Source organism: Variovorax sp. 01N429, from assembly GCF_056399425.1.
In genome coordinates this window covers 47,853-58,848 of the sequence record NZ_JBFTRG010000014.1, presented here as the reverse complement: position 1 = coordinate 58,848, position 10,996 = coordinate 47,853, and the positions used below count along the sequence as shown (strand labels likewise).

Below are 10,996 nucleotides of genomic sequence, written 5' to 3'. Positions count from 1 at the left end.
GCTTCAACTGCAACTTCGCAACGTTCGACAAGGAGACATCACCCATGATCATCGACATCAGCTGCTACCCCACCGACCAGGTCGACCTGGCCTGGTGGCACGACGGCGAGGCCTACACCGCCGATCGCCTGCTGGCGACGATGGACGGCCCCTACTGGGTCAACGGCAAGCCGCGGCGCATCGACAAGGCTTTCATCCAGCCGCCGCAGGGCAACACCATCTACACCTGGACTGACGGCGACAAATCGGGCCGACAGTCGATCGACGACTACATGGCCTACACGCTCAAGTGCGTGCAGGAGCACCCCGATCGCTTCATCGGCTGCTTCGTCTACAACCCGCGCTGTGGCGTGAAGAATGGCGTGGAGGCGATCGAGCGCTACGTCAAGGAGCACGGTTTCAAGATGGTGCAGATGCAGGCCAACATGCACGCCTATCGGCCCGACCGCGCGCTCGACTGGGTGCGGCCCGCCTTCGAAAAGTGCGCGGAACTGGGCGTGCCCGTGAAGCTGCACACGGGCGACGGCCCCTACAGCATCCCCACCGAATGGGTGCCGATGATCAAGGAGTTCCCGACCGTGAACTTCATCATGGCGCACTTCGGCGTGCAAACCGGCGGCGTGTACTGCTTCGAGCCCTTCCAGTGGGCGATGGAGCTGCCCAACGTGTTCTGCGAATCGGGCTGGTGCCTTCAATCGCGCATCGTCGAATTCGCCAAGGTGCTGCCGAAGAACAAGATCATCTTCGGCACCGACACGCCGCCCAACGAGCCCGGGATGTGGCTGCGGCTGCTGGAAGTGCTTTGCACCAACCCGCCGCAGGGCCTGAACCTGGACGAGGAAACGCTCGAGGATTACCTGGGCAACAACATCGCCCGCATGGTCGGCCTCGAGGCCACACCCGCGCCTCGCAGCTTCGAGGAGGCCTGCAAGCACCTGGGCCGGAAGATCGATCCGCAGCCCGTGATCGCCCTGTACTGAAAGAAGAGAAGCCGGAGACGACAACATGATCATCGACACCCACCTGCACCCCACCAACCTCGTCGACGAGGCCTGGCGCCACACGGGAACGCCCTTCAACGGCGAGCGCATGCTCAAGCTCATGGACGGCCCCTACATGATCAACGGCAAGCCGCGCCGCATCGACATGGGATTCATCCAGCCGCCGCCGGGCAACACCGGCTACCGCGATGGCAACCGGCGTGGGCGCGAAGGCATCCGCGACTACATGGCGTACATCGCCGAGCTCACGCAGAAGTACCCGGACCGCTTCATCGGAAACTTCACTTACAACCCGCGCTGGGGTCCCGAGAACGGCGCGGCGGAGATCGAGTTCCATCACAAGGAATACGGCTTCAAGATGATCAAGCTGCACGCCAACATGCATGGCTACCGGCCCGATCGCGCCCTGGAGTGGCTTCGCCCGGCCATGAAGGTGTGCGCCAAGTACAACATCGTGGTGCTGATCCACACGGGTGACGGCCCCTTCACCATCCCGACGATGTTCTATCCGATCATCCGCGAGTTCCCGATGGTGAACTTCGTCATCGCGCACTTCGGCATCCAGACCGGCGGCAATTACTCGTTCGAGACCTTCTGGATGGCGATGGACACGCCCAACGTGTACGTCGAATCGGGCTGGTGCTTCCAGGCGCGCATCGCCGAGTTCGCCAAGGAGTTGCCGCGCCATAAGCTGGTGTTCGGCACCGACAGCCCGCCCAACGAGCCTGGCATGTGGTTGCGCGAACTCGAGATGCTCTGCAGGCCCGCGCCGCACGGCATCGGCATCGACGAGGACACGCTGGAGGACTATCTCGGCAACAACATCGCACGCCTGGTGGGCATCGAGACCACCTCGCCGCCGCGCAGCCTCAACGAGGCCAAGCTGCGTCTGCTCGACACTTACGGCCGGCCCGCGAAATGAACCACCGCCCCGATCCGCGCGCTGCGGATCTGGCCGGCAGCGGCCAGGACCTGCATCGCTTCGTCGATACCTATCGCGCGTTGTATGCGGAGGACGTGCTCACGGTGAAGGAGCCGGCAAGCGCCGATCAGGACGTTACCGCTGCGGTCTGGGCGCTGGCCGCGCGGGGTCGTCATCCGGCGCTGGTGTTCGAGCGGGTGGAGGGCCTGCGAGGCTTTCAGGGGCCGCTCGTGACGAACCTTTTCGCGTCTCGCGAGCGGGTAGGCCGCATGCTGGGCGGCGTGCCCGCCGCCGGCATCCACGCCGAGTACCAGGCGCGCAGCCGCCGCAGGGTGGCCCCGCGCGAGGTGCAATCCGGCGCAGCGACGGAAGTGGTGCACACCGGGGGCTTCGACCTGGCGAGCGTGCCGGCGATCCGGCACTTCGCGACGGACCGGGGCCCCTACATCACCAACGCGGTGGTGATTGCCGAAGACCGCGAAGCCGGCATCGGCAATGTGAGCTACCACCGCTCGATGGTGCACTCGCCGCAGGAGATCGCCACCAGCCTGCATTCGCGCGGTCACCTCTGGCGCATGCTGCAGGCCAGCGCCGAGCGCGGCAAGCCGCTGCCGGTCGCGATGGTGATCGGCGCGCATCCGCTGTTCATGCTCGCCGCCGCCGCGCGGCTGCCTTACGGCGTCGACGAGCGGGAAGTGGCGGGCGGCCTGTTCGGCGCGCCGCTGGAAGTCGTACGCACGCCGCGCCACGGCATCGCGGTGCCTGCGCATGCGGAGTTCGTCCTGGAAGGCGAGATCGATCCGCAGGCGCACGCCGAAGAGGGGCCCTTCGGCGAATTCACGGGCTATTCGTCGGACCGCTCCACCAACAACCTGCTGCGCGTGCAGACGCTCATGCGCCGCAAGAACGCATGGCTGCTGGATGTGGTGGGCGGCAACTCGGCCGAGCACCTCAACCTCGGGCGCATCCCGCGCGAATCGGAAATGGTGGAAAAGCTCAAGGAGCGCTTTCCCGGCGTGACGGCGGTGCACTACCCCAGCTCGGGCACGCACTTCCACGCGTACGTGGCGCTGCGCCAGAGCCGGCCGGGCGAGGCGCGGCAGGTGATGCTGGGCCTGCTGGGTTGGGACCCGTATCTGAAGACGGTGGTTGCAGTGGACGAGGACGTGGACATCACGCGCGACGAAGAGGTGCTGTGGGCCATCGCCACCCACCTCCAGCCGCATCTCGACGTGGTGGTGGTCGACGGGCTGCCCGGCAGCGCGCTGGACCCCTCCGCCTCGGGCGTCGGCACCACATCGCGCATGGGGCTGGACGCGACGCGCGGCCCCGACTTCGACGGCGTGCGCGCCCGCATCGACGAGGCCGCCATGGCGCGCGCCGAATCGCTGCTGGCGCACAGCGCAGGAGCGTGGGCCGCCTGAGCGGCCTGCACAACGGCTCGGCCGTGAGGCTCGACGGGTGCGCCAGACGCCCGCGTACCGGCCACGGATGGATTGCACCGAAAGAGACACGGAGACAAGACATGACGAACGCCACGAATACGATCGATGCGCCGCAGGTGCATCCCGTCGACGAAATCCTCCCGCTGCACAAGATGGCCGCGCTGGGCCTGCAGCATGTGCTGGTGATGTATGCCGGCGCAATCGCGGTGCCGCTGATCATCGGCGGCGCGCTCAAGCTGCCCAAGGACGACATTGCCTTTCTCATCGCAGCGGATCTCTTCTGCTGCGGCATCGTCACCATCATCCAGAGCATGGGAATCGGCAAGGTCGGCATCCGCCTGCCGATGATGATGGGCGTCACCTTCACCGCCATCGCGCCCATCATTGCCACGGGCTCCAATCCTGAATTGGGCATGCGGGCGGTGTTCGGGTCCGTCATCGTGGCGGGGGTCTTCACGCTGCTGGTCGCACCCTACATCGGCCGCATGGTGCGATGGTTTCCGCCGGTGGTCACCGGCTCGGTCGTGCTGATCATCGGCATCTCGCTCATGCGCGTGGGCATCAACTGGGCGGCCGGCGGCAATCCGACCATCAACGGGCCGTCGGGGCCCATGCCCAACCCGGCGTACGGCGTGCCGATGCACATCGCCATCTCCGGGCTCGTGCTGTTGATCATCCTGGCCATCGTGGCGTGGTGTCGGGGCTTCCTGGCGAACATCGCCGCACTGGTGGGCATCGGAGTCGGCTTCTGCATCGCTGCGGCCCTGGGTGGGGTGAGCTTCGCCGGCATGGCGGACGCGCAGTGGGTGCGCGTGATCACGCCTTTTCACTTCGGGTTGCCCACACTGGACGCGATGACCGCCATCACCATGTGCGTGGTGATGCTGGTGATCATGATCGAGGGCGTGGGCCAGTTCCTGGCGCTGAGCGAGGTGGTCGGCAAGCCGCTGAACGCAGACGACATCGCGCGCGGCCTGCGTGCGGACGGCGTCGGCGCCATCGTCGGCGGCATCTTCAACACCTTCACCTACACCTCCTATGCGCAAAACGTGGGGCTGGTGCAGGTCACCGGTGTTCGCAGCCGCTGGGTGTGCGTGACGGCCGGCGCCATGCTGATCGTGCTCGGTTGCCTGCCCAAACTGGCTTTCGTGGCCGCATCGGTGCCGCAGTACGTGCTTGGAGGCGCCGCGCTGGTGATGTTCGGCATGGTGGCGGCCGCGGGCATTCGCATCCTCAGTCACGTCGATTTCGTCGGCAACTGCAGGAACGCCTACGTGGTGGCGCTGAGCCTCGGCCTGGGCATGATCCCGCTGCTGGCCGACCGCTTCTTCTCGCAACTGCCCGATCTGCTCGCCAAGTTCTGCCAGAACGGCATCCTGCTGGGCACGCTGTCGGCAGTGCTGCTGAACCTGATGCTCAACGGGCGCGATCGTGCGGCCGAGGCCGAGCCGCAGCAGCAACTGCGCGAGGCCGTCTGAGATGGCCGCGCCGCAATTGCAGCTTTGCGGCATCCGCAAGGTCTACGGGCCGGTGGTCGCCAACGACGGCATCGATCTTTCGGTGCAGCCCGGCGAGATTCACGCGGTGCTCGGCGAGAACGGCGCGGGCAAGTCCACGTTGATGAAGATCATCTATGGCGTCACCGCGCCGACTTCCGGCAGCATTCGGTGGCGCGGCGATGAAGTGCAGGTGGCGAGCCCGAGCCGTGCGCGCAGCCTGGGCATCGGGATGGTGTTCCAGCACTTCCAGCTCTTCGAGACGCTCACGGTCGTACAGAACGTTGCGCTGGCCTTGCCGGGTCGGCCCGACCTTCACGACCTGGCGACGCGCATCGATGCCGTCGGCCGCCGCTACGGCTTGCCGGTGGATCCGCGGCGCCTCGTGCATACGTTGTCTGTCGGTGAACGCCAGCGGGTGGAGATCGTTCGCTGCCTGCTGCAGAACCCGCGGCTCCTGATCATGGACGAGCCCACTTCGGTGTTGACTCCGCAAGCGGTGCGAAAGCTGTTCGAGACCCTGCGTCAACTTTCGGGCGAAGGCTGCAGCATCCTCTACATCAGCCACAAGCTCGATGAGGTCCGTGAGCTCTGCCACAGCGCGACGGTGCTGCGCGGCGGCCGCGTGACGGGGCACTGCACGCCCTCGCGCGAGACGCCGGCCTCGATGGCCAGGATGATGATCGGCAAGCAGCTCGTCGGCTGCGAGCGCGGGCAAGCGACTGCCGTGGGCGAAGTCCGCCTGTCGCTGCGGCTCAGCCGGCCGGCGCCGCACGCTTTCGGCACCGCGCTGCACGAAGTCTCGCTGGATGTGAAGGCGGGCGAGATCGTCGGCATTGCGGGCGTCTCGGGCAACGGGCAGCAGGAGTTGCTTCGCGCCATCTCCGGCGAAGCGCCGTTGCCCACTGGCTCGTCATGCATGGTGTGCCTTGTCGGAAAGCCCGTGGGCCATCTGGGCAGCGCGGCGCGGCGGGCTCGCGGGCTGGGCTTCGTGCCTGAGGAACGTCTGGGGCGTGGCGCGGTGCCGGGCATGAGCCTCGCCGACAACTTCCTGCTCACGGCGCATCGGCAGGGCCTGTTGCGCCATGGACTGATCCGGCGCGAGGCGGTACGCGAGTTCGCGCAGCGCTGCATCGATCGCTTCAACGTCAAGTGCTCCGGTGCGCAGGCGCCCGCCAACTCGCTCTCGGGCGGCAACCTGCAGAAGTTCATCGTCGGCCGTGAACTGCTGCAGCAGCCACGGGTGCTGGTCGCCGCGCAGCCCACCTGGGGCGTGGACGTCGGCGCCGCGGCCTTCATCCGCCAGCAGCTCGTGGCACTGCGCGACGTGGGTGCCGCAGTGCTGGTGGTATCGGAGGAACTGGAGGAGCTGTTCGAGGTGTGCGACCGCATCGCCGTGATCGCCAACGGCCGTCTTTCGCCCGCCGTTCCGACCCAGCAAACGGATGCGCAAACCATCGGCCTGTGGATGAGCGGCATGTGGCCCGAAGGCGGCGCGGCAGCAGCGTGTGCCACGAACGGCTCGGAAGAGGAGGTGCGTCATGTGGCCTAGATTAGAAGTGCGTCCCGAGTCCTCGCGGCTCATGCGCTGGCTTTCACCGCTGCTGGCGGTACTGCTCACGTTGGCGGGCGGCCTGGCGCTGTTCGCAGCATTGGGGCAGAACCCGCTTCACGGCCTGCGCGTCTACTTTCTCGCGCCCCTGGGTGACTTGTACGGCTGGAGCGAACTGTTGCTCAAGGCAACGCCGCTGATGCTGATCGGCCTGGGCCTGGCGGCGGGATTTCGTGCCGGCGTCTGGAACATCGGCGCCGAGGGCCAGTTCATTGTGGGCGCGTTGTTCGCCACCGGCGTGGGCCTCCAAGTCGGCGACCATGCCGCACCGTGGGCGCTTCCGGCGATGGTGCTGGCGGGCGCACTGGGCGGCGCACTGTGGGCCGCCATTCCGGCATGGCTCCGCAATCGGTGGGGCACCAACGAGATCCTGGCGTCGCTGATGCTGGTCTATGTCGCGCAACTGATGGCTTCATGGCTGGTATACGGGCCGTGGAAGGACCCGAACGGCTACAACTTTCCGCAGACGCGCAGCTTCGGGGACAGTGCCCTGCTGCCCGTGCTCGTCGAAGGCACACGCCTGCACGCGGGCTTTCTGCTCGCGCTGGTGATGCTTGCGGCCGGCTATGTGTTCTTGCAGCGCAGCTTCCAGGGCTTCCAGATGCAGGTGGGCGGGCAGGCAGCCGATGCGGCGCGCTATGCGGGCTTCTCGGCTCGGCGTGCCGTCTGGCTGGGGCTGCTGATCGGCGGCGGCCTGGCGGGCGTTGCCGGCATGACCGAGGTGGCCGGCCCCATGGGCCAGCTCACGGCGCAGATCTCGGCCGGCTACGGCTTCGCGGCGATCATCGTCGCCTTCGTTGGCCGTCTGCACCCGGTAGGCATCTTCTTCGCGAGCCTGCTGATGGCGCTGCTCTTCCTGGGCGGAGAACAGGCTCAGCAGCAGTTGAACCTGCCTTCTTCAATCTCGAAAGTGTTCCAGGGAATGTTGCTGTTCTTCCTCCTGGCTTCGGAGCTGTTCATCGGCTATCGGCTGCGCTGGGAGCGCAGCGCATGGAAGGAGCGGGTATGGATGCGTCGCTGATCTCGTCGGTGGTGGCGGCCACGCTGGTCGCGGGCACGCCGCTCATCATCGTGGCCGTCGGCGAGCTCGTCGTCGAGCGCTCGGGCGTGCTCAACCTGGGTGCCGAAGGCATGATGGCCGTCGGCGCAGTTGCGGCTTTCGCGGCGGCGCACGGCGGGTCCGGCCCCTGGACCGCAGCGGCAGTGGGAATGGCAGCGGGTTGCGCCATGTCGCTGATGTTCGGCTACCTGAGCCTGACGATGCAGGCCAACCAGGTCGCTTCGGGGCTCGCGCTCGCCATCTTCGGCGTGGGCCTGTCGGCCTTCCTGGGCAAGCCTTACGAATCGGCGCCGCTGAACGCGGTGCCGCCGTTGCACATCCCGGGCCTTGCCGATCTGCCGCTCGTGGGGCCAGCGCTGTTCAATCAGCCCGCACTGGTCTACGTGTCATGGGCACTGGTGGCCGGCGTGGCCTGGTTCCTCGACCGCAGCCGTCCGGGGCTCGTGCTGCGCGCGGTCGGCGAATCGCCTTCGGCCGCGCACGCGGTGGGCTATCCGGTGATCGCGATCCGCTATGCAGCGGTCGCCTTCGGCGGCGCCATGGCGGGATTGGGTGGTGCGTTTCTGTCGGTGTTCTACACGCCCCTATGGGCCGAGGGCATCGTGGCTGGCCGCGGCTGGATCGCGCTGGCGCTGGTGGTGTTCGCCACATGGCGGCCTTGGCGCGTGATGCTGGGGGCCTATCTGTTCGGCGGCGTGCTGGTGTCGCAGCTTTTCGTGCAGGGTTCCGGAATGTCGCTGGAGGTGCCTGCGCAGTGGCTCACGGCCCTGCCGTATCTGGCCACGATCGCGGTGCTGGTACTGATCTCGCGCAACCCGGCCACCATCCGGCTCAACTCGCCAGCCTCTCTCGGACAGCCCTACCGGCCCGAGCGCTGAGCGCTTCTTTCGCTTGCTTTCCACAACCCAACGGAGATGACGATGAACGCTTTCATGTTGCCGCGGCTGCGCCGCGCTCTCGGCCGAGTCGCACTCGGCGCCGGGATCCTGGCCGCACTCAGCGGTTCGGTAGCTGCGGCCGAGCCGCTGCGTGTGTGCTTTCTCTATTCGAATCCCATCGGCGAAAGCGGCTGGACCTATCAGCATGAGCTCGCCCGCAAGGAACTGGTCGCCGCGATGGGCGACAAGATCACGACCAAATACGTCGAGAACATCGCCGAGGGACCGGACGCTGAACGAGTGATCCGCAACTTCGTGCAGGACGGCTGCCAGCTCATCTTCACACCCTCGTTCGGCTTCATGGAGCCCACACTGAAGGTGGCGCGCACGGCCCCCAAGGTGATCTTCATGAACGGCACCGGCTACAAGACCGCGGCCAACGTGGGCGTGTACAACGCGCGCTACTACGAAGGCCGCTACCTTGAAGGTGTGATCGCCGGGCACATGAGCAAGTCCGGCTCGGTAGGCTATGTGGGCGCTTTCCCCATCCCCGAGGTGCTGCAGGGCGTGAACGCCTTCACCCAGGGCATGCGCAGCGTCAACCCGAATGCGCAGGTGCGCCTGATCTGGGTCAATGCGTGGTACGACCCGGGCAAGGAACGCGATGCAGCGAATGCGCTCATCAAGCTGGGCGTCGACGTCGTGGCTTACGCAACATCCGGCGTGTCCATCGTCACGACCGGCGAGGAGAAGGGCGTCTACACGCTGGGCTATTACTCCGACGTTTCGAAGTTCGGTCCGAAGACCAACCTGACTTCAGTGGTGCAGACCTGGGGCAGCTACTACATCAACGTGGTCGAGGACGTGCTGGCCGGCCGCTGGAAGGCTGGCAACGTGCAAGGCGGCATGCGCGAAGGAATGATCAAGCTCGCGCCGCTCAACCCGGCCATCCCCCCCGACGTGCGTGCGCAGGTGACGAAGATGGGTGAGGACATCGCGCAAGGCCGGCTGCAGCCCTTCGCCGGCCCGGTGATCGACCAGGACGGCAAGGTGCGCGTGCCCGCGGGCCAGACCATCTCCGAAGCCGATCTCGCCAACATGAACTACCTGGTGCGCGGCGTTGAAGGCCTGCTGCCAAAGCCCTAGCATGCCAACGACAACATCGCGAGTCCTGATTCGACATGCGCAGGCCGTGCTCACAGGCATGCCCGGCGACGCGGCGCGCAGCAGCGCGACCGACCTGCGCATTGCCAATGGCTTGATCGCGGAGATGGGCCGGGGCCTTGCGCCAGAAGATGGAGAACGGGTGCTCGACGCCACTGACTGCGTGATCTACCCGGGGTGGGTCAACACGCACCACCATCTGTTCCAGTCGCTGCTCAAGGGCGTGCCGGCGGGTATCGACCTGACGCTCAGCCCCTGGCTGCAGGCCGTGCCCTTCGCGCTGCGCCGCGGCTTCGACGAGAAGCGCATGCGGCTCGCCGCGCGCATTGGCTTGGTCGAACTGCTGCGCTCCGGCTGCACGACGGTGGCCGACCATCACTATCTGTTCCAGCCCGGCGCCGAGCACGATGCGGCGGCGCTGCTGTTCGAGGAAGCCGATGCCCTGGGGCTGCGCTTCATGCTGCTGCGCGGCGGCAGCACCGTCACGCGCAAGCTCGAAGACAGCGAACGCCTGCACCAGCAACCGGAGACGCTCGACCAGATGCTCACCGCCGTGGAGCGCACCGTCACGCGCCACCACCAGAGCGGCCCGGGCGCACGCACGCGTGTGGCAATGGCGCCCACCTCGGCGCATGTCTCACTGCGCAAGGAAGAGCTGAAGGTGGCTGCACGGGCCGCTCGCGCGATGGGCATTCCGCTGCATAGTCACATGTCCGAATCGGTGGCGTACTACGAATACTGCCGCGAAGTGCACGGATGCCTGCCCATTGAATATCTCGCCGAGAACGAATGGCTGGGACCGGACGTATGGCTTGCGCACCTGGTGCACCTCCAGCCGGGCGAGATGCGGCTGTTGGGCGAAACCGGCACCGGCATCGCGCACTGCCCGCAGAGCAACGCGCGCCTGGCCGATGGCATCGCACCCGCTCCCGCATTGGCTCGGCTCGGTTCGCCGGTGTCCATCGGCGTGGATGGGGCTGCATCCAACGAGGCGGCCGACATGATCAGCGAGCTGCACTTCGCGTGGCTGGTTCACCGAGCGCAGGCTGGCGCGCAAGCGAAGCCGCATCCGGAAGGCGAGGGCGAAACCGGCGCCGACGCGGTGACGGTGGAGCAGCTCGTGCACTGGGCGAGCAGCGGCGGCGCACGCGTGCTGGGCTTCGAAGGCGTGGGCGCGCTGCAAGTGGGCAAGGCGGCCGACCTCGCCGTCTACAGCCTGGACGACCCTCGCTACTTCGGACTGCACGACCCCGCGATCGGCCCCATCGTCAGCGGGGGCCGACCGCGCTTGCGCTGGCTGCTGTGCGCCGGCGATGTGATCGCGGAGGACGATGCCATTCCCGGGCTGGACTTGGCGCAGTTGCAAGCGCAGGCGCGGCAGGAAGTGCGCGCTATGGTCGAATCGTTCGGATAGGCAA

General features: G+C 66.8%; 9 protein-coding genes. All 9 read left to right on the top strand.

What is annotated here, in order from left to right:
* Nucleotides 1-44: 44 nt before the first annotated feature.
* Nucleotides 45-980, top strand: coding sequence for an amidohydrolase family protein (locus AC1DSF_RS22410; protein ID WP_478127812.1), 936 nt, complete (start codon nucleotides 45-47; stop codon nucleotides 978-980).
* Between the two features lie 25 nt (nucleotides 981-1,005).
* The gene (locus tag AC1DSF_RS22405) at nucleotides 1,006-1,923 is read left to right on the top strand and encodes an amidohydrolase family protein (protein ID WP_478127813.1); all 918 of its coding nucleotides are present in this window, start codon (nucleotides 1,006-1,008) and stop codon (nucleotides 1,921-1,923) included.
* A complete protein-coding gene (locus AC1DSF_RS22400; protein WP_478183465.1) occupies nucleotides 1,920-3,347 on the top strand; it encodes a UbiD family decarboxylase in 1,428 nt (475 codons plus the stop codon). Before AC1DSF_RS22405 ends, AC1DSF_RS22400 begins: the two co-directional genes overlap by 4 nt.
* Nucleotides 3,348-3,448: 101 nt before the next feature.
* Nucleotides 3,449-4,846: a nucleobase:cation symporter-2 family protein gene (locus tag AC1DSF_RS22395; RefSeq protein WP_478127815.1), complete on the top strand. Its 1,398-nt coding sequence runs from the start codon at nucleotides 3,449-3,451 to the stop codon at nucleotides 4,844-4,846.
* Nucleotide 4,847: 1 nt separating this feature from the next.
* Nucleotides 4,848-6,416 (top strand): ABC transporter ATP-binding protein, encoded by a 1,569-nt coding sequence (locus tag AC1DSF_RS22390; protein WP_478127816.1) that lies wholly within the window; start codon nucleotides 4,848-4,850, stop codon nucleotides 6,414-6,416.
* Entirely contained in the window at nucleotides 6,406-7,497 is a 1,092-nt protein-coding gene (locus tag AC1DSF_RS22385) for an ABC transporter permease (protein WP_478183464.1), read from the top strand. The genes AC1DSF_RS22390 and AC1DSF_RS22385 overlap by 11 nt, the downstream gene beginning before the upstream one ends.
* A complete protein-coding gene (locus tag AC1DSF_RS22380; RefSeq protein ID WP_478183463.1) occupies nucleotides 7,482-8,414 on the top strand; it encodes an ABC transporter permease in 933 nt (310 codons plus the stop codon). Before AC1DSF_RS22385 ends, AC1DSF_RS22380 begins: the two co-directional genes overlap by 16 nt.
* A gap of 42 nt (nucleotides 8,415-8,456) precedes the next feature.
* Nucleotides 8,457-9,560 (top strand): BMP family ABC transporter substrate-binding protein, encoded by a 1,104-nt coding sequence (locus AC1DSF_RS22375; protein WP_478146217.1) that lies wholly within the window; start codon nucleotides 8,457-8,459, stop codon nucleotides 9,558-9,560.
* A 1-nt stretch (nucleotide 9,561) separates the two neighbouring features.
* Nucleotides 9,562-10,992 carry an amidohydrolase family protein gene (locus tag AC1DSF_RS22370; protein ID WP_478183462.1) on the top strand — a complete coding sequence of 477 codons (1,431 nt, stop codon included), beginning with the start codon at nucleotides 9,562-9,564 and terminating at the stop codon, nucleotides 10,990-10,992.
* Nucleotides 10,993-10,996 lie beyond the last annotated feature (4 nt).